Raw genomic sequence first — 19,653 nt, 5'->3', positions numbered from 1 at the left:
GCGTCACCATGAACATCGATGAACAACGCATACGTGAATTTGCCTTTCAGATATGGGAGTCGGAGGGCAAACCCGCCGGCCAAGCGGAACGCCACTGGATGATGGCCTGCAAGTTGGCTGAAGCCGAGGCCAGTGGCGAGATACAACTGACACCGCCGGCCAAACCACGCCGGATCAGCAAGCCCAAGACAGTTCCCCTTACCGAGGCCGAACAGCCCGCCTTGCTGAAAAAGCCGCGCGCACCGCGCAGCACCACGACAAAAACCCCAAAGCCTTGAGGAACGACCATGAGCACGGCGCGTAACCGTCAACACTCCCGAGTGACCGAGGGCAACCCCTTCCCGCTGGGGGCCACCTGGGACGGGCTCGGTGTCAATTTCGCGTTGTTCTCAGCGCATGCGACACGCGTGGAACTGTGCCTGTTCGATGACCAGGGCAAAGAAGAAATTGAGCGTATCGAGCTGCCTGAATACACCGACGAGATTTGGCATGGTTACCTGCCGGATGCTCGTCCTGGGCAGATCTACGGTTATCGCGTGTATGGCCCCTATGACCCCGCAGCCGGGCATCGCTTCAACCATCACAAACTGCTGCTTGATCCCTACGCCAAGCAATTGGTGGGAAAGCTACAATGGTCCGAAGCCTTGTTCGGGTACACCATTGACTCGCCAGATGGCGACCTGAGTTTTGATGAGCGCGACAGTGCTGCCTTCGTGCCCAAATGCAAGGTGATCGACCCGGCCTTCACCTGGGGCGAACAGCCGCCTATTCGCGTGCCCTGGGACAGTACGTTGCTCTATGAAGCGCACTTACGCGGCATCAGCATGCGTCACCCCGCCGTTCCAGATGCCCTGCGTGGTACGTGCGCAGGGCTGACCAATCCAGAGCTGCTGCGACACATTCGCGAGCTTGGGGTTACGAGCGTGGAGCTGCTCCCCGTGCACGCGTTCGTCAACGACCAGCACCTGCTGGAAAACGGTATGAACAACTACTGGGGCTACAACAGCATCGGCTTTTTTGCCCCTCACCCCGCTTATCTCGCCAGCGGCAAGGTCAGCGAGTTCAAGGAAATGGTTGCCCACCTGCATGCCGCTGGCCTGGAGCTGATCCTTGATGTGGTTTACAACCACACCGCCGAGGGCAACGAGCGCGGCCCGACGCTGTGCATGCGCGGCATCGACAACGCCAGCTATTACCGCCTGCTGCCGGAAGATCGGCGTTACTACATCAACGATTCCGGCACCGGCAATACCCTGGACCTGAGTCACCCTTGCGTGTTGCAGATGGTCACCGATTCGCTGCGTTACTGGGCCAGTGAAATGCGTGTCGATGGCTTTCGCTTCGACCTTGCGACCATTCTCGGCCGTCACCCCCATGGCTTCGACGAGCGTCATGGCTTTCTTGTTGCCTGCCGCCAGGACCCCGTACTGAGCAAGGTCAAATTGATTGCCGAGCCCTGGGACTGCGGCCCCGGTGGCTATCAGGTCGGCAGATTCCCACCGGGCTGGGCGGAGTGGAACGACAAGTTCCGCGACAATGTGCGGGCGTTCTGGAAAGGCGATGAAGGCGAGCTGGCTGAACTGGCCAGCCGCCTGACAGCGTCGGGCGATCACTACAACCAGCGGGGGCGTCGCCCGTTTGCCTCAGTCAACTTCATTACCGCCCATGACGGTTTCACCCTGCGCGATGTGGTCTCCTATGACCACAAACACAACGAAGACAACAACGAGAACAACCAGGACGGCACGGATCACAATCGCTCATGGAACCATGGCTGCGAAGGTGAGACGCATGACCCGGGCATTCGCCAGCTGCGCCTGCAACAAATGCGCAATCTGCTGGCCACCCTGCTCTTCGCCCAGGGTACGCCGATGCTATTGGCCGGTGACGAGTTCGGCCGAACCCAGCACGGCAACAACAATGCTTATTGTCAGGACAACGAACTCAGCTGGGTGGACTGGAATATCGACGAAGAAGGTCACGTACTAATCGCCTTCTGCCAGCGCCTAATCGACCTGCGTCGCAGCCACCCCATTTTGCGTCGGCGGCGTTTCTTGGTCGGGCATTACAACGAGGAGCTAGGGGTCAAGGACGTTACCTGGTTAACCCCCGACGGCGAGGAAATGACCGAAGCGCACTGGCACGATAATCAAGCGCGCTGCATGGGCATGCTGATGGACGGGCGCGCTCAACCCACCGGCGTCAAACGCAGCGGCGCTGACGCAACGCTCCTGCTACTGCTCAACGCCCACCATGAGAGTCGCACCTTTGTGTTGCCTGAAGTCGCCGGTGGCAAGCGCTGGACCTGCCTGATCGACACCCACCGCCCCGTGGCACAAGCCACCCCTCAACCCTTGCACAGCGACACCCTGAATCTGGCCGGGCGATCCCTGCAACTGCTTGAGCTGCAACGCTAGCGCGGCATCGCTGTATGCGCTGACCGCGTGAGGCGTGCCCTGTCCGACAAATAACCTGAACCCCTGCAGGCTGAACCACTCGAAAAAACATGGGCCGACCCTCGACGGCAACATTCATTTGCACCACCGGAAAACCCGGGATTGGGAGGCAAACATGAAAGCAGTGGTTTTTCACGGCATCGGCGATATACGCCTTGACGAGGTACCCGAACCGACCATCCAGGCCCCCACCGATGCCATCATTCGCCTGACCGCCTCGGCCATTTGCGGCACCGACCTGCACTTTGTGCGAGGCACAGTAGGCGGCATGGTCGCGGGCACCATCCTCGGCCATGAGGGCGTGGGGATTGTTGAAGCACTAGGTAGTGATGTGCGTAATTTGAGCATCGGTGATCGGGTGGTCGTGCCGTCGACTATTGCCTGCGGTAACTGCACCTATTGCCGAGCCGGTTACTACGCTCAATGCGATGAAGCCAACCCCAACGGCAAAGAAGCGGGTACGGCGTTCTACGGTGGCCCGGCAGCCACAGGTGCATTCCATGGCTTGCAGGCAGAGCGGGCGCGCATACCCTTTGCCAATATCGGCCTGATCAAGCTGCCCTGCGAGATCAGCGATGACCAGGCGATCCTGCTCTCAGACATTTTCCCAACTGGCTATTTCGGTGCCCGGTTAGCCGAAGTCAGCAGCGGCGACACCGTGGCCGTATTCGGTTGTGGCCCGGTGGGCCAGTTCGCCATCGCCAGCGCCAAGTTGCTCGGCGCATCACGGGTGTTCGCTATCGACCGCTTTGATGACCGCTTGCAGATGGCCCGCCAGCAAGGGGCTGAAGTGATCAACTTCGATCAGGAAGACCCCGTAGAGACGCTGCGCCGTTTGACCAATGGCATTGGCGTCGACCGCGCTATTGACGCGGTAGGCGTGGATGCCGAGTGCCCAGCACATGGTCACCACGACGCGGACCCTACCGATAGCGCGAAGGCTAATAGTGAGCACAACTGGCAGCCAGGAAACGCCCCCAGCCAAGCGTTGCAATGGGCGGTCGAGGCGCTGGCCAAGGCCGGTACGCTGGGCATCATCGGCGTCTATCCGCAGCAGGCAGAGCACTTTCCGATCGGCATGGCGATGAACAAGAACCTGACGATCAATATGGGCAACTGCAATCACCGGCGCTATATCCCGCGCTTGATCGAGATGATTCAAGCCGGGCGTATCGACCCGGCAAAAATCCTCACGCAGATCAAACCCATGACTGACGCCATCGAAGCCTTTAAGGCATTCGACCGCCGTGAGAGTGGCTGGATCAAGGTTGAATTGCGCCCCGCCAAACACAGCGGCAGCGGCAGTGAAGAACAGGTGCTCAGCGATGCCGCACTGGACCGTGTGATCGCCGAGGCTTCGCCCTACCACGAAGCACGTTCAGAGAAACCAGGACGTCTCTGAGCGCCCAATCTACCGGGTCATCTCTTCTGTCGGATCGGCCTGAGGAGCCCGGATTAGCAAGAAAGTCGGCAAGGAGCGTGATGGCGTGAATACCACTATCCCCAAACCCGAGATTGTCATTGACCAAATCACCACCGTGCAAAGCCTGCAGGTGATGACGATCAATACGCATAAAGGGTTCACAGCCCTCAACCGGCGTTTCATCCTGCCGGAGCTTCGTAGCGCGGTACAAGCCACCAGTACAGATTTGGTTTTTCTGCAGGAAGTGTTGGGCAGCCATGCATTGCATGCCAAACGCTTTAGCGATTGGCCCGATATGCCGCAGTATGAGTTTCTCGCCGACAGCATGTGGCCGCAGTTCGCGTACGGCCAAAACGCTATTTACCCCGACGGCCACCACGGCAATGCCTTGCTGTCGAAATTCCCCATCGTGCGGCACGACAACCTTGATGTGACGGTCAAGGGCAATGAGCAACGCGGCCTCCTTCACTGCCAGCTAGACGTTCCCGGGCACGCCGAAGTCCACGCAATTTGCGTACACCTCGGCTTGCGTGAGTCCCATCGTCGTAAACAGATCAGCCTGCTCCTCGATTTGCTGGCCAGCATCAATCCCAGCGCACCCGTCATAGTCGCTGGCGACTTCAATGATTGGAGCCTGCGAGCCGATGCACAGCTGGCTGAGCAGTCATTGACCGAGATCTTTCGCGAGACCTATGGCGCCCCGGCAAAAAGCTTTCCAGCGCGCTTCCCGTTGCTGCGCTTGGACCGTATTTACGTGCGTAACGCCACGGCGCGTGCCCCTCTGGTGCTCTCGACCAGACCCTGGTCGCATCTCTCAGATCATGCCCCCTTAACAGCGGAGATCCTTCTATGAGTGGTTTATGGCGCGATGGTAACCAGATCCAGTTGCTGATCAATGGTGAAGAGTTTTATCCGCGCGCGTTCGAGTGCATCCGCGCAGCCCGCGAGGAAGTGCTGCTGGAGACCTTTATCATCATGGAGGACAAGGTTGGTTTTGAATTGCAGGAGGTGCTGATCGAGGCCGCTCGGCGTGGCGTGCGGGTGGTCCTTGCAGTGGATGGCTATGGCACGGCCGACCTGGGCAACGAATACGTCTCTGCCATGACCCGTGAAGGGATCAAGGTACACGTCTTCGATCCCAGCCCGCGGCGTCTCGGCATGCGCACCAACCTGTTCCGGCGCTTGCATCGCAAAATCGTGGTGGTCGATGGTGAACGGGCATTCGTGGGTGGTATTAACTACTCGGCCGACCACCTCGGGGATTTCGGCGATATGGCCAAGCAGGACTATGCCGTTGAAGTCAGCGGCCCTATCGTGCGCGACTTGCACAGTTGCACCTTGCGGTTCCTACGCCCGGCACTCAGCGAGCCCAGCCCGGCGCAACCTTCGGCCAAGCCTGTTGGCGACGTGCGCATCATGCTGCTGGAGCGTGACAACAACCGCCACACCACGGATATCGAACAGCAATATTTGGCCGCCTTGCGCGCCGCCAAGGAGCGGATAATCGTGGCCAATGCCTACTTCTTCCCCAGCTACAGAGTGCTGCGCGCATTGCGCAATGCCGCTCGTCGCGGCGTAAAGGTCACACTGATTCTCCAGGGGCAACCGGACATGCTCTGGGTTCAGGCCTTCTCCCGGTTGCTCTACAACTACCTACTGCGTGACGGAGTCACCATCTACGAATACTGCCAGCGCCCGCTGCACGGCAAAGTGGCACTGGTGGACCAGCAATGGTCAACCGTGGGCTCAAGCAACCTTGACCCCTTGAGCCTGGCGCTGAATCTTGAGGCCAATCTGTTTATCGACGATCGCACCTTCAACCAGCAGTTGCATGAGCACCTGCAGAAACTTTCCGCCGAGCACTGCACGCGCATTCAGCTGGAGCGCATGTTGCGCGGCTATTGGTGGCGCGCCCCGCTGGTCTTTATGTGTTTCCACTTTATGCGCCTGTTCCCTGCCATTGCCGGGTGGTTGCCGGCCCACCGGAAAAAACTGAAGCCACTTGCCCCCCCGCCAATCGAACCCACATCAGTTGAGCCAACAGAAGCTGCCCCCTGTTACTGCAAAGAGGAAAAAACCGGATGAGCACTGCCCCGCAAAGCAAGAAGGTGGTCTGGGGCAAACGTCTGCTGACGGTATTCTTTCTGCTTCTGATTCCGACCTTGCTGTACCTGCTCGCAAAAAATCTCGATTGGGATGAAGTGCGCGAGGCCATCACCGGCTACAGCGCAAAGACGCTTGCGTTCGGCGTGGTGTTGGTACTGTGCAGCTACGTAGTTTTCAGTTTTTACGATCTGTTGGGGCGCTATTACACCCGACACAAACTCCCGGCACGCCAGGTAATGCCCGTGGCGATGGTGTGTTACGCCTTCAACCTTAATTTCACCACCTGGGTCGGCGGGGTTGCACTGCGCTATCGCCTGTACACCCGCCTGGGACTGAAAGCCGCCACAGTGACGCGCATTATCAGCCTGGGGCTGCTGACCAACTGGACCGGTTACATGGCCCTGGCAGGGGTAGTCTTCTCCCTGCGCCTGATCCGACTGCCAGAGAGTTGGGGCCTGGGCATGACAGGCCTGCAATTGACCGGCTTTCTCCTGCTAGGTGTAGTTGCCACTTACCTCGCCATTTGTGCGTTCTCTAAGCGCCGCGTCTGGGCTTGGCGTGACCACAGCATTACGCTGCCGTCGTTTCGCCTGGCCTTGCTGCAGATTTGCCTGGGGGCAAGCAACTGGGCGCTGATGGCCGCGCTGATCTATCTGTTACTGCCGAGCAACGCCTTTTACCCGTCGATCCTTGGCGTGCTGCTGATCAGCTGCGTCGCGGGCTCTATCACCCATATTCCTGCTGGCTTGGGCGTTCTCGAGGCGGTATTTCTGGCGCTGCTGCAGCATCAATTCAGCCAGAGCAGCCTGGTGGCTGCCCTGCTCGGTTATCGCGCGCTCTACTTCTTGCTGCCACTGTTAATCGCGTGCATCGCCTACCTGATTCTGGAAAAGCGCGCCAAGCATCTTCGCAGTCAGCATGAAGACGCCAATCGCCCTGCGTCATGCAAACCCTAATTATCGCCAACCACTGTTGTCCGTTGAGCGGAAAGGTGGAACCGGGGCGGCAGCTTCAGGGGTCTATGACCCTGATGTTCACACACGCTGATGTTCATACAACCTGGAGGCCTGTTATGTCCAAACCTACACACTTGATCAGTTACAACCTGCACAACCATCCCCATGCGGTGGAAATTGAAGCCGAAAGCGCAGAGCTGACGCTTGATCAGGCGCGCTTACGCCTAAATTCGATCCACACCTTCGAATGGCCAAACGAAATTACCGATGTGCAGGTGACACCTATCGCCCAGCAAGACCGCACGACGGTGAGTCGCCACGCTCAAGGTTAGGCCCGGCACCGACGCCAGCCAGTGCCTGCATGCCGCCGGTCCCAACCCATAAGCGTAATGGCGTGGGCCAATAACATGGCCTATGCCAGGGCCTGGAACTAACTGTGGCGACCACCTGAATACGCCAAGGTAGACCATGCATGACTGCACGAAGTGAAACGATTGAGATCATTGTGGAAAACGAATCCATAGTCGGCACCGTTCTCTCGCCTGAAACCAAAGTACCCGGCGTGTTGTTTGTGCATGGCTGGGGCGGTAGCCAACAACGAGACTTGGCGCGCGCCAAAGGCATTGCCGGCTTGGGATGCGTATGTTTGACGTTCGATCTGCGCGGTCATGAAAAAACCGTAGCGGCAAGGGAAAGCGTCACGCGTGAGCACAACCTCGCCGACATCATCGCCGCATATGACCGGCTGGTGAGCCACCCCTCCGTCGACCCGGACTGCATTGCCGTGATTGGCAGCAGTTACGGCGGCTATCTGTCCACCCATCTGAGTGCGCAGCGTGCCGTTAAATGGTTGGCGTTGCGCGTGCCGGCGCTGTATTGGGATGAAGACTGGCACGTGCCCAAACGCCAATTGGATGTCGTGCGACTGGCGCAGTACCGCCGGCACTTATGGAAAGCTCAGGAGAACCAGGCGCTCGCGGCCTGTGCCAATTTCACTGGCGATGTGCTGTTGGTGGAGTCGGAGCACGACGACTTTGTGCCACACACCACGCTGATGAGCTACCGCGCAGCCTTCGAGAAAGCCCACTCCTTGACCCATCGCATTATCGACGGTGCTGACCACGGGCTCAGCCAAGACAATGATCAGCAAGCCTATACCCGGATTCTTATCAGTTGGATCAGCGAAATGGTGGTCGGTGCGCGTGTTGGCGACTACCCGTATCACTTGATGCGTTACTCCTGAAGCTGAAAAAACTCCTGCCGAATGAACCTGAACAACCCCAGGTGGTGCCGGTCGGAATTTACAGAAGGCCTTGTTCCTGGGCCTTCATCATCAGAAGGAGAAAAGCGATGAAAATCAGCGAAATCATGACCCGTAATGTACAAACCACCAATCCCGAGCGCAGTCTTCGTGATGTTGCAGCGCTGATGGCCGACATCGATAGCGGTGCGCTGCTGGTCAATGACGGCGACCGTCTGATCGGCATGGTCACCGATCGAGATATTGCGATTCGCGGCGTAGCTGCCGGGCTCACAAACGACACCCCAGTACGTCAGGTAATGAGCAGTGAGATCTGTTATTGCTTCGATGATGAGGAAGTTGAACACGTGGCCAAGAACATGGCCGATATCCAAATGCGCCGCCTGCCGGTACTCAATCGAGAAAAACGCTTAGTCGGCGTAGTTTCGTTGGGCAACATTGCCGCCAGCCGCAATGAGCGCGCAAGCGCCACCGTGCTGCAAGGTGTAGCGCGCGCGCACTGATGCATTAGCAAGCGAAAACCTGAAAGGAGCCATGAGCTCCTTCAGGCTGCTGCTCTATTGCAGCGGGCGCAGAATCAAACTGCCCAGCGGCGGCAGTTCAAGCAACAACGACTGGCTTTGGCCGTGGGCTGCAATTGCCTCACTGGCCACGTTGCCCTTGCAGCCCGCCCCCGAACCACTCCAGCGGTCCTCGTTGGTGTTGAGTACAACCTCCCAAGTACCTGCCTGAGTCACCCCTACCCGATACGCGGTGTGTACCTGGGGCGTGAAGTTATGCACGATCAAAAGCGGCGGGCTGCCGGGGGCATGGCGGATCCACGCAAACACACTGTTGCGCGCATCGTCGCCGACCAACCATTGAAAGCCTGCTTCGCATTCATCCTGCCCGTGCAAAGCTGGCTCGCGTCGGTACAGCTGATTCAGCTCGCTCAACAGTGACTGAACCGCCGCATGCTCGGGGTACTGCAGCAGGTACCAGTCGAGTTGCTGGTCATGGTTCCATTCGCGCCACTGGCCAAATTCACAGCCCATGAACAGCAATTTCTTGCCGGGGTGAGTCCACATAAAGGCGAAATACAAACGCAAATTGGCGAACTGTTGCCAGCGATCACCCGGCATCCGCCCCAGCAATGAATGCTTGCCGTGCACCACCTCATCATGGGAAATCGGCAGGATAAACCGTTCGGAAAAGGCGTAATGCAGCCCGAACGTGATTTGGTGGTGATGGTGCATCCGGTAGACCGGGTCTTTCTGCACATAGCTCAGGCTGTCGTTCATCCAGCCCATATTCCACTTGTGCGAGAAACCCAGTCCGCCCTCCTGCACAGGCCGGCTGACCCCCGGCCAAGCCGTGGACTCTTCGGCGATTACCAAAGCGCTCGGCACCTCACTGCTGATCACTTCATTGAGATGGCGGAGAAACTCGATGGCCTCAAGGTTTTCCCGGCCACCGTGACGGTTGGGTATCCACTCGCCCTCTTCACGCGAATAGTCCCGGTACAGCATTGAGGCCACCGCATCCACGCGCAAACCGTCGATGTGATACTCACGCAACCAGTACAGCGCGCTGGCCAGCATAAAGCCGTGCACCTCGGTACGGCCCAAGTTGTAGATGCAGGTATTCCAATCCGGATGAAAGCCTTCGAATGGATGGGCGTATTCGTAAAGCGCCGTACCGTCGAACTCGGCCAGGCCGTGCGCGTCATTGGGAAAGTGGCCCGGCACCCAGTCGAGAATGACCCCGATGCCGGCACGGTGGCAGCGGTCGACAAAGGCGGCAAACCGCTGCGGATCACCCAGGCGCGCCGTAGGGGCGAACATCGAGAGTGGCTGGTAACCCCACGACCCGCCGAAAGGATGCTCCATGATCGGCATCAATTCGATATGGCTAAAGCCAAGGTTCTGCACATAGGGAATCAGCTTATCCGCCAATTCATCCCAGCAAGGAGGACGGTCATCGTGCCATTGCCAAGACGTGGCATGCAGCTCGTAGATCGATAATGGCGCATGCGGCCCTTGAGCCTGTTGTCGGTGTTCCATCCATTGCTGATCCTGCCAGTCGAACGCTGCAGGCTGTGGCACTCGTGACCCCGTTGCTGGCGGCAATTCGGTCGCCTGAGCCAGGGGGTCAGCCTTGAGCGGTAATACACCGCCCGCGGCCAAAATCTCGTATTTGTAACACTCACCCGCTTGCAGACGCGGGATAAATAGCTCCCAGACCCCCGCCGGATAACGCAGCCGCATGGGATGGCGCCGCCCATCCCAGCTGTTGAAGTGGCCCACTACCGACACCCGTTGCGCATTGGGGGCCCAGACCGCAAAGCGCACCCCCTCGATGCCCTCACGGGTCTCGTGCTGGGCGCCCAGGCAGCGCCACAGTTCGCGGTGGTTACCCTCGGCAAACAGATACAGATCCAACTCGCCCAGCAAGGGACCAAAGGCATATGGGTCTTCAGTTTCCTGCTGTCCATCAGGCCAGTGGATACGCAATCGGTAGCTCTGGGCTTGGTCCATCGTTAACTCGAAGAGCCCCTGCGCATCGGTGCGCTGCATAGCGCCCAGAGAATGGCCATCAGTTGCCAGTAGCTCCACACCCTCGGCACCGGGCATCCAGACCCGTACCAGCGTGCCGTTGGCCTGCGGATGAGGGCCGAGAAAACTAAACGGGTCGCCGTCCTCGGCCCGCAGCAGGCCCCCTACTCTGTCTTGCTTCACGTGTGCACTCCCAGAAGTTTACGGGCCAGATCAGTCAGGCCCTGCAGCGGTACATCGATCCAATCGGGCCGATGTCCGCATTCATAAACGATTTCATAAGCCGCTTTTTCCAGGCAGAACAGGTCCAGGGCTGCACCCTCACCGTCCCTGGCGTGCCATTCATGAGGCAATCCGCCAGCGGCTAGACGGTAGTCCTGCATAAAGACAGTGCGGGCGGTGCTGCGGTAGCGGGCAATGATCTCGTTGATCGCGTCCTGCTGCGCATCAGTGGCGGCATCCACCCCGGCAGCATTACGCTGCGCCAGGGCGGCCGCGTAATCGAAGGAGCGCAGCATGCCGGCAACATCCTTGAGCGGGCTGTGACGTTGCCGGCGCTGCGCCAGCGAGCGATTGGGTTCGCCCTCGAAATCAATGATGTAGGCATCGCCCTGCACCACCAGCACTTGGCCGAGGTGCAGATCGCCATGCACACGAATACGCAGACCACCGGCAGCCAGTGTGGCCAGATGGCTTACGGCGTGCTGCAACGAGCGCTCCTCGGCCAACAGCCAGTCCACCTGGGGCGAAAGCGCCGAAGGCACACTCTCCCGTTTTTTGCTCAGCACACTCAGGGCCTCGCGTAACTGCGCGCCAATCGCTGTCGCCCACTCTGCGCTGTCGCGCTCATCGCTAAGTTGATAACCGAAATCCGAATTTTCTACAGGGCGTGCCAGTACCGCATGCATTTCACCCACACGCTTACCCAGTAGAGCGGAAAAAGCCTCAAGCTCGGCCAGTGCATCAAGCCCTGGACTGCTCGTACCGCCCAGCAGCTCGTCACGTATAGCGCGGTCGAGGGTATTAAGAGTCCACAGCCAGGCGTCGCCCTGATTGTTCAGGTACTTCTGCACCACCATCAAAGTATGCGGAACACCGTGTTCATCAATGCGCACCACTTCCCCGAGAAATGGCGCCACGTTCGTATAACCCTGCTCGCTCAGAAAGCGGCCCATCTCGGCCTCGGGGTGAATACCCGGAAAACCGCGACGTAACAGTTTCAGCATCAGCTGTTCGCCGACTAACGAGGAACTGTTGGATTGCTCGGTCGATAACAGTTTGACCTGTGTCTCATCGGCTTCAGCGAACTCCAGCAATGCCGGCTCAGGATGAAACTGAATGTCCCCCGCCTCACTGTGCAGGACCGCATTGCTGCGCAGCAGGCGCAGCATATCCAGGCTAAAACGCGGCAGGCTGAAGGCATCGGTAAGCAGCTCAACATGTCGTCCACGCCGCAGTCGGGCCAGCGCCAATTGCTGCGGCAAATCGCTACCAGTAGCCCGTTCGGCGACAGCCGCAAGCGGCAGCCGGTAATGCTCGACGCCCTGCTCGCCCGGCACCGCCACCTCGGCCAGCAAGGGCGCATCCGCGCCCTGCCCCAGTGGGACGACATACAACAGGCGCACCTCGCCTCCAGGCTGTTGCTCGCTGGCAAACCAGCGGCGCTTGGGCAGGTACAGCGGCAGCGATTCCTGTTCAAGAGTGCGCCGCGGTCTGTCGTTCATGACCTCACTCAACGCGCGGGCAAGAACCAGGGTCTGCAGCTCAGGCATGCGTTCTACCGGTTGCTGGTGCCAGCTGGGCATCTGCGAGGCATCGGCCAGGTAGAACCAGTAAAAGCCGTAAGGAGGCAACGTCAACAGATAGGTGAGCTGACCAATTGGCGGAAAGGAAGCCCCCCCGATCATTTCCACCGGCACCCGATCACGGTAGTCGGCAAGCTCCAGCTCCACCGCCTGGGCAGCGCTGGACAGGTTGGCCACGCAGAGAATGTGCTCTTCATGCCCGTGCTCGTTGGTGTGCGCGCGCAGGTAGGACAGAATCCGCCGATTGCTTGGGGCCAGCATTTTCAGGGTGCCACGGCCGAACGCCTTAGACTGGCTACGGATATTGAGCATGCGCCGCATCCAGTTGAGCAACGAGTGCGGATCACGCGCTTGCGCCTCGACGTTGATGGTCTGGTAGCCGTAAAGCGGGTCCATGATCGGCGGCAGGACCAGGCTGGCTGGGTCGGCCCGGGAAAAACCACCGTTGCGATCAACTGACCATTGCATCGGTGTACGTACCCCATCGCGATCGCCGAGATAGATGTTGTCGCCCATGCCGATCTCATCGCCGTAGTACAACGTTGGCGTGCCGGGCATCGACAACAGCAGGCTGTTGAGCAGTTCGATGCGCCGACGGTCCCTGGAGACCAAGGGTGCCAGCCGGCGCCGAATACCCAGGTTGATGCGCGCGCGGCTGTCTGCGGCGTAGTAGTTCCAGAGGTAGTCACGCTCATCATCGGTGACCATTTCCAACGTCAGTTCATCGTGGTTGCGCAGGAAGATCGCCCACTGGCAGTTAGGCGGAATTTCCGGCGTTTGGCGCAGGATGTCGGTAATCGGAAAGCGGTCTTCCTGGGCGATGGCCATGTACATGCGCGGCATCAGCGGGAAGTGGAAAGCCATGTGACATTCGTCGCCCTCGCCACCTTCCTCACCACCAAAATACGGCCGCGTGTCCTCTGGCCATTGGTTGGCCTCGGCCAACAGCAAACGGTCGGGATAACGGCTGTCCAGCTCGGCACGGATGCGTTTGAGTACCGCGTGGGTCTCTGGCAGGTTCTCGTTGTTGGTGCCGTCGCGTTCGATCAAATAGGGAATTGCATCCAGACGCAGGCCATCGACGCCCATATCGAGCCAGAAGCGCATCACCCCGAGCACGGCGTTCAGCACCATGGGGTTATCAAAATTGAGATCCGGCTGGTGCGAATAGAACCGGTGCCAGAAGTACTGACCGGCGACGGCGTCCCAGGTCCAGTTGGACTTCTCGCTGTCGATAAAGATGATCCGGGTGCCGTCGTACTTCTCGTCACTGTCGGACCACACATAGTAATTGCGCGCCTTGGAGCCCTTTTTCGCGTGGCGCGCGCGCTGGAACCAAGGATGCTGATCGGAGGTGTGGTTGATCACCAGTTCGGTGATGACACGCAGGCCACGGCGATGGGCTTCGGCGATAAACCGCCGGGCATCGGCAAGGCTGCCATAGTCCGGATGTACGCCGCGGTACTTGGCAATGTCATAACCATCATCACGCCGCGGCGAGGGATAGAACGGCAGCAACCACAGGGTATTGACCCCCAGGTCGGCAATGTAGTCGAGCTTGTTGATCAGGCCCTGGAAGTCACCGATACCATCATTGTTGGCGTCGAAAAACGATTTCACATGGACCTGGTAGATCACCGCATCCTTGTACCACTGGGGATCGTTGAGAAATGTGTTGGCATCGCTGCGCTTAGCCATCGTCTGCGTACTCCTGTTTTCAGCGAACGGATTGAATACGCCAGATACCGAAAGGCAGGTGCGAGGGATCAATGCGCATCCACTGCACCTTGCCGTGCCAGGTCCAGCGGTGGCCGTTCATCAGGTCTTGTCCTTCCAGGTCGGCATCGTCGGGCAGGCCCAACTCCCACAGCGGCAACTCAAAATTCGCCTCCTGAACGTTGTTCGGGTCCAGGCTAATGGCGATAAGAACGAAGTTGGAGCGGTCCGCAGTACGCTTGCCGAAGTAGAGGATGTTGTCGTTCCAAGCGGTGTACGCCTGGAAACCGAGATGAGTCTGCAGGGCCGGATTCTCGCGGCGGATCTGATTAAGCCGGCCGATTTCCGCGGAGATATTGCCCATTGCCTGGTAGTCCCGCTGGCGCAGTTGGTACTTCTCCGAGTCGAAATACTCTTCCTTACCCGGCACTGGCGCTGCCTCGCACAGCTCGAAACCGGAATACATGCCCCACAGGCCAGACCCCATGGTTGCCAGCGCGGCGCGGATAAGAAAACCAGGCCGGCCAGAGCGCTGCAGGAAGAACGGATTAATGTCCGGTGTGTTGACGAAAAAATTTGGCCGGTAACAGTCACGCCATGGCGGCTGGTTGAGCTCGCTGAAATAGTCCTGCAACTCGGCCTTGGTATTGCGCCAGGTGAAGTAGGTGTAGCTCTGACTGAAGCCGAGCTTGCCCAGGCGCGCCATCATGGCGGGCCGAGTGAAGGCCTCGGAGAGAAAAATCACCTGCGGATGACGCTCGCGCACTTCGGCAATCAGCCATTCCCAGAACGGCATCGGTTTGGTGTGCGGGTTGTCTACGCGGAACAACGTCACGCCGAGTTCGACCCAGCCCAGCACCACATCACGCAAGGCCAGCCAGAGATCAGGCAGGGCCTGGGCCGCATAAAACTCGACGTTGACGATGTCTTCGTATTTCTTCGGCGGGTTCTCCGCGTGGCGAATACTGCCGTCCGCACGCCAGCTGAACCAGCCGGGATGCTCGCGCAGCCACGGGTGATCCGGCGAACATTGCACGGCAAAATCCAGCGCTACCTCAAGGCCATGCTGGCGCGCAACACGCACCAGTTCACGGAAGTCATCAACGCTGCCCAGTTGGGGGTGGATAGCATCGTGGCCGCCATCCGGGCTGCCAATGGCATAAGGGCTGCCTGGGTCATTCGGCCCGGCTGTCAGGCTGTTATTCGGACCCTTACGGTGCGTCGTGCCGATGGGATGAATCGGCGGGAAATACAGCACATCGAAGCCCATTCGGGCGATTTCAGGGATACGTCGATGCACGTCGGCAAAGGTGCCATGCTGGCCAGGTTCAGCGCTTTCGGAACGCGGGAACAGCTCGTACCAACTGGCAAACTCCGCCAGACGGCGCTCGACATCAAGTCGGTAGCTGGCGCTGCGCAGCAAATGCGGCCGGTACTCAGCACGGCGCATCAGTTCGCTGATGGCGGGATCGAGCAAAATCGCGACGCGCTCTTCAGTCGACTGAGCGGCCTCCATGCGGCTTACCAGGTCCGCCAGTTGATCTTTGAGCGAAGTGGGTGCACTTGCGCAGATGCGCCGTACCAGCTCTGCGCCTTCTTGCAGCTCCATGCTCACTGATACGCCGGCCGCAAACTTCTTGACCAGTTCAGAGCGAAAACTGGCATAAACATCGTGCCAGGCTTCGATGACGAACTCGGCCGGCCCCTCGGTCTCGATTGTCAGGCTGGCGCCCCAGTAATCATTACCCAGCGCCTGCATCGCGATGCGCTGCCAGACGGCCTGCTGACCTGCTCGCCACAACACATCGGCGGCCAATTGATCATGCCCATCGGCGAAGATTATTGCGCTGATCTGCACAGGACGGCCGCACTGGCATTTCACCGCGAACCGCCCAGCCTCGAGAACCGGTTGAATGTTCTCAATGGCCAGACGGGGTTGCTGGATGGCACGGCGGATGGTGCTGTTGGCGTATTCGGGGGACGGCATCGTTCCTGGCTCCTGTCACGCCTTGTAGACGTTTTACGGGTGTCGGCGATGAGGCCAACATGCCGGAACGACAACGCCAGCCTCTTCTAGTCCGAGGCTACGGCGGCTGGAAAAGTTCAGGCTTTTTCAGGCCGGTTAGTCTTCCTTGTCCGTGTTGTTGTCCTTGCTGTTCGAGTTCGGATCCACGACCAGCGGCATAACATGAAGCACCATCAGCACCAGCACCGTGGACAATACCGCCGTCGCCTCACGGCCCAGGCCCACCGCAACTCCAATAGCGGCAGAGGCCCATAAACCGGCGGCGGTGGTCAGTCCCTTGACGTCGGCGATGCTCTGGCCTTTGAGGATGGTGCCCGCACACAGAAAGCCAATGCCTGCGGCAACGCCCTGGATAACCCGGCTCATCGCGTCATGGTCGGCCCCTTCTTGCTCCAGGGACATGACAAAAATCGCGGCACCCAAACTCACCAACATGTGCGTGCGAACGCCGGCTGCCTTGCCCATAACTTCGCGCTCATAACCCAACAGGCCACCCAGAAACGTAGCTAGGCACAGGCGCAGAGTGGCGCGAGTCAGGTGTTCGACCTGGCGCAAATCAGAAAACTCCAGCACCAGGGTCGCGAGGATGCGCTCGAGAATGTCCATCGGGGTCTCCACAGGGGGCATGTTCTTCTGAGGTGAAAAGTGTCCAGAGGTTCGCTTAATCGAACCGGCGCCACTCATCCGACAGGGGGAACAAACGCATGATTTCAGGCTTCTTCCCGGTACACGCCACGTGGCAATTTCGCCCGTGGCGAACCGGGAGATCCGACATGCCACGTGGGAGCAAAGACAGCTACAGCGACAAGCAGAAGCGCAAGGCTGAGCACATCGAAGACAGCTACAAGGCCAAGGGTGTATCGGAAGATGAGGCGGAAGCCCGCGCCTGGGCGACGGTTAACAAGCAGTCCGGCGGCGGTGAGAAAAGTGGCTCCGGGCAGACCACCAGCACTACGGCTAAGCAATCGGCCCGTAAATCATCTGCGCGCCGGGCGGTGGCTACCCGCAAAGGCACGCCCCGTCCGGGAGAGAAACTGGAAGCCATGACCAAGAACGAGTTACTGGACCTGGCCCGTAAGCGCAACCTGCCTGGCCGCTCCAGCATGGACAAGAGCGAATTGCTACACGCGCTACGCAAAGGCAATTGAGAGCATCAGGCGGTGGCGCTGCGGATTGGCGTCGCACGGGCCCTCAGTGCTTGCGCTCCTTGCCTGTCGGCACCACTTCATCAGCCCAGGGTTTGCCATCAAGGGGCGCGGAACGGCCCAATTCAGCTTCGTCGAGGCCACTGCCGCCACCGATTTCCGACTCTTTGACGGTACGCAGTTCTTCATCCGCCGGTCTATCACCGCCGGGTTCGGTCGGCGAGCGTGCGCCACTTTCGTCGAATAGCGTGTCAGGGCTGAGATCGTCGAGGGTCACGTTGTCCTCGTGGGCACTGTCAGTCTGCGTGGCAGCGCCAGTCAGACCGAGGTCGGCCACCGGTTGGCGCGGAGCCTTCTCGACTTCGTTGGTAGGGGGCTGGCCCAAGGCATGGCCGTCTTCATCATCGCTGAAGTCCAAGATGTCGTCGGCAATTTCAGGGGTATAGGGAGCGGGTCTACGGGTCGTCATGATGATTCTCCGGATCAGTTGGCTGATCGGACGACCGGAGCCGCCGATCGCTGCTTCAGTTATGTACCAGGCGCGGTTTACGGCGAGATTGGATCGCTGGCCGGGAAGGTTTCTTCCAGGGCGTTATCCATCTTGGCCTCCTGGGCGTGTTTTTTACTTCCAGTGTTCGCCTCAAGCTTGTCGAGGGCCGCTCGCAGGTCCGCCACGCGTTGGCGCAGGTAGACCAGCTCGGCTTGCGGGTCAGTGATCAGGGCCTTCAGCGAACAGTGCCCACTGGCGCCACGCTGCACCAGGGCGAAACCACCTAGGGCCTTGATAAGGCCCGTCGTCCCGCCCTGGTATACACCACTGACAATGGCCGCAGCACCGGTAGCAATGGAAATGACGCGTTCAATACGCTGGACGTTGTGAATGCTCGTGGACATATCGCCTCCTCCTGGAAGAGATGTTGGTCGCATCTCAATGGTTTGCCGGGGCCGCTGCGCATCGGCTGTAGCGGCTCCCAAGCAGGGTGTTCTGATGTGTTAGAAGGCGGGCCTATAGGCAAAGGTTCCGCCTATCGGTCGAGTGGTTCAGGGCCGCAGGATGACCTTGCGGCAGTCGTCTTCCTTCTGGTCGAAGATCCGGTATCCCTGCGCAGCATCGGCCAGCGCCATACGGTGACTGATGATGATCTCCGGCTGCAGATCACCTTTCTGGATATGCTCGAGCAGAGTCCGCAGTAACGGGTGTACATGGGTCTGGCCCATCTTGAAGGTCAGGCCCTTGTCGAACGCGTCACCGAACAGGAAGCCGTGGATAAACCCCGCGTACACACCCGGCACGCTCACCGTGCCGCCCCGCCGTACGGCGGCGATACACTGGCGCAAGGCGACACCACTACTGGTTTCCAGCTTGAGGGCGGTAAGTGCGGTTTCGGTGATGCTGCCCTTGGCCTCGAAGCCGACCGCATCGATTACCGCGTCCACGCCACGGTGGCCCGGTGTCTGCTCAATGATCGCGGCGGCCGGATCGTCGACTTCGTCGAAGTTGATCGGAATCACCCCGTAGGTGAGCTGGGCGTAGGCAAGACGGTAGGCGTGTTGATCGACCATAAAGATCTGCTCGGCGCCGCGCATGCGCGCGCACGCCGCGGCCATCAGCCCCACTGGGCCAGCGCCAAAAATTGCCACCTGGCTACCCTGCCCTACACCGGCATTCATCACCGCCTGATAGCCGGTGGGCAGAATGTCGGTGAGAAACAACACCTGTTCGTCATCTAGCACATCGGGCACCCGGAACGGTCCGGTGTTGGCCTTGGGCACTCGCACCAGTTCCGCCTGGCCACCGGGCAGGCCGCCATACAAGTGGCTGTAGCCGAATAACGCAGCGCCGGACGGCACTTGCTTCTTGTTGAGGATGGCGCCGCGCCCGGGATTGGTGGTTTCGCAGGCAGCATGCAGGTCGAGCTGACAGAAAAAACAACTGCCGCACGCGATCACGAACGGCACGATGACCCTATCGCCCTTGTTTACGGCAGTAACCGCCGGGCCAACCTCCTCTACCACGCCCATAAATTCATGGCCGAACACATCGCCGTGTTTCACTTGGGGAATCTTGCCGCGGTACAGGTGCAGGTCCGAACCGCAGATAGCGGTGGCGGTGACCCGCAAAATGATATCGTCCGGCTCCTGAATGATCGGGTCTGGCACCTGCTCCACGCGGACGTCGTGGCTGCCGTGAAAGGTCAATGCACGCATAAGTCGTCTCCTGGAAA

General features: G+C 59.5%; 17 protein-coding genes. 10 read left to right on the top strand and 7 right to left on the bottom strand.

Annotated elements, in window-relative coordinates; all coding sequences use genetic code 11:
• The first annotated feature begins 8 nt into the window (after positions 1–8).
• The 9 genes from AACY25_RS08790 (at position 9) to AACY25_RS08750 (ending at position 8,705) form a co-directional block, all read left to right on the top strand.
• A complete protein-coding gene (locus tag AACY25_RS08790) occupies positions 9–278 on the top strand; it encodes a DUF2934 domain-containing protein (RefSeq protein ID WP_339523931.1) in 270 nt (89 codons plus the stop codon).
• A 9-nt stretch (positions 279–287) separates the two neighbouring features.
• Positions 288–2,417 (top strand): glycogen debranching protein GlgX, encoded by a 2,130-nt coding sequence (glgX, locus tag AACY25_RS08785; RefSeq protein WP_339523930.1) that lies wholly within the window; start codon positions 288–290, stop codon positions 2,415–2,417.
• Positions 2,418–2,571: 154 nt separating this feature from the next.
• Positions 2,572–3,858: a zinc-dependent alcohol dehydrogenase gene (locus tag AACY25_RS08780; protein WP_339523929.1), complete on the top strand. Its 1,287-nt coding sequence runs from the start codon at positions 2,572–2,574 to the stop codon at positions 3,856–3,858.
• An 85-nt stretch (positions 3,859–3,943) separates the two neighbouring features.
• Positions 3,944–4,732, top strand: coding sequence for an endonuclease/exonuclease/phosphatase family protein (locus AACY25_RS08775; protein WP_339523928.1), 789 nt, complete (start codon positions 3,944–3,946; stop codon positions 4,730–4,732).
• Positions 4,729–5,964, top strand: coding sequence for a cardiolipin synthase ClsB (gene clsB, locus AACY25_RS08770; RefSeq protein ID WP_339523926.1), 1,236 nt, complete (start codon positions 4,729–4,731; stop codon positions 5,962–5,964). Before AACY25_RS08775 ends, clsB begins: the two co-directional genes overlap by 4 nt.
• The gene (locus AACY25_RS08765) at positions 5,961–6,941 is read left to right on the top strand and encodes a lysylphosphatidylglycerol synthase domain-containing protein (RefSeq protein WP_339523925.1); all 981 of its coding nucleotides are present in this window, start codon (positions 5,961–5,963) and stop codon (positions 6,939–6,941) included. The genes clsB and AACY25_RS08765 overlap by 4 nt, the downstream gene beginning before the upstream one ends.
• Positions 6,942–7,057: 116 nt before the next feature.
• Positions 7,058–7,273, top strand: a complete 216-nt coding sequence (locus AACY25_RS08760; RefSeq protein ID WP_339523924.1) for a hypothetical protein — start codon at positions 7,058–7,060, stop codon at positions 7,271–7,273.
• A 140-nt stretch (positions 7,274–7,413) separates the two neighbouring features.
• Positions 7,414–8,184 carry an alpha/beta hydrolase family protein gene (locus AACY25_RS08755; RefSeq protein WP_339523923.1) on the top strand — a complete coding sequence of 257 codons (771 nt, stop codon included), beginning with the start codon at positions 7,414–7,416 and terminating at the stop codon, positions 8,182–8,184.
• 107 nt (positions 8,185–8,291) lie between these two features.
• Positions 8,292–8,705, top strand: coding sequence for a CBS domain-containing protein (locus AACY25_RS08750; protein ID WP_339523922.1), 414 nt, complete (start codon positions 8,292–8,294; stop codon positions 8,703–8,705).
• 54 nt (positions 8,706–8,759) lie between these two features.
• Here AACY25_RS08750 and glgB read toward each other — a convergent pair whose 3' ends face one another.
• The 4 genes from glgB to AACY25_RS08730 form a co-directional block, all read right to left on the bottom strand.
• The gene (gene glgB, locus AACY25_RS08745) at positions 8,760–10,919 is read right to left on the bottom strand and encodes a 1,4-alpha-glucan branching protein GlgB (RefSeq protein ID WP_339523921.1); all 2,160 of its coding nucleotides are present in this window, start codon (positions 10,917–10,919) and stop codon (positions 8,760–8,762) included.
• Positions 10,916–14,239, bottom strand: coding sequence for a maltose alpha-D-glucosyltransferase (gene treS, locus AACY25_RS08740; RefSeq protein ID WP_339523919.1), 3,324 nt, complete (start codon positions 14,237–14,239; stop codon positions 10,916–10,918). The genes glgB and treS overlap by 4 nt, the downstream gene beginning before the upstream one ends.
• 19 nt (positions 14,240–14,258) lie before the next feature.
• On the bottom strand, positions 14,259–16,244 hold the full coding sequence (locus tag AACY25_RS08735) for an alpha-1,4-glucan--maltose-1-phosphate maltosyltransferase (protein WP_339523917.1): 1,986 nt from the start codon (positions 16,242–16,244) through the stop codon (positions 14,259–14,261).
• A 135-nt stretch (positions 16,245–16,379) separates the two neighbouring features.
• The gene (locus AACY25_RS08730) at positions 16,380–16,889 is read right to left on the bottom strand and encodes an MgtC/SapB family protein (RefSeq protein ID WP_339523916.1); all 510 of its coding nucleotides are present in this window, start codon (positions 16,887–16,889) and stop codon (positions 16,380–16,382) included.
• Positions 16,890–17,056: 167 nt separating this feature from the next.
• Between AACY25_RS08730 and AACY25_RS08725 the strand changes: the two genes are divergently transcribed.
• On the top strand, positions 17,057–17,431 hold the full coding sequence (locus AACY25_RS08725) for a Rho termination factor N-terminal domain-containing protein (RefSeq protein ID WP_339523914.1): 375 nt from the start codon (positions 17,057–17,059) through the stop codon (positions 17,429–17,431).
• 43 nt (positions 17,432–17,474) lie between these two features.
• Here the strand turns inward: AACY25_RS08725 and AACY25_RS08720 are convergent, their stop codons facing one another.
• The 3 genes from AACY25_RS08720 to AACY25_RS08710 all read right to left on the bottom strand — a co-directional run bounded on the left by AACY25_RS08720 (position 17,475) and on the right by AACY25_RS08710 (position 19,636).
• Entirely contained in the window at positions 17,475–17,897 is a 423-nt protein-coding gene (locus AACY25_RS08720; protein WP_339523912.1) for a hypothetical protein, read from the bottom strand.
• 77 nt (positions 17,898–17,974) lie between these two features.
• Complete coding sequence (locus tag AACY25_RS08715) at positions 17,975–18,322, bottom strand: YgaP family membrane protein (protein WP_339523911.1); 348 nt, start codon at positions 18,320–18,322, stop codon at positions 17,975–17,977.
• 147 nt (positions 18,323–18,469) lie between these two features.
• Complete coding sequence (locus tag AACY25_RS08710) at positions 18,470–19,636, bottom strand: zinc-dependent alcohol dehydrogenase (RefSeq protein ID WP_339523910.1); 1,167 nt, start codon at positions 19,634–19,636, stop codon at positions 18,470–18,472.
• Between the last annotated feature and the right edge of the window lie 17 nt (positions 19,637–19,653).

The sequence above is a fragment of the Pseudomonas sp. EA_35y_Pfl2_R111 genome, assembly GCF_963970955.1.
Taxonomy (GTDB): domain Bacteria; phylum Pseudomonadota; class Gammaproteobacteria; order Pseudomonadales; family Pseudomonadaceae; genus Aquipseudomonas.
This window is presented reverse-complemented; position numbering and strand designations above follow the sequence as displayed.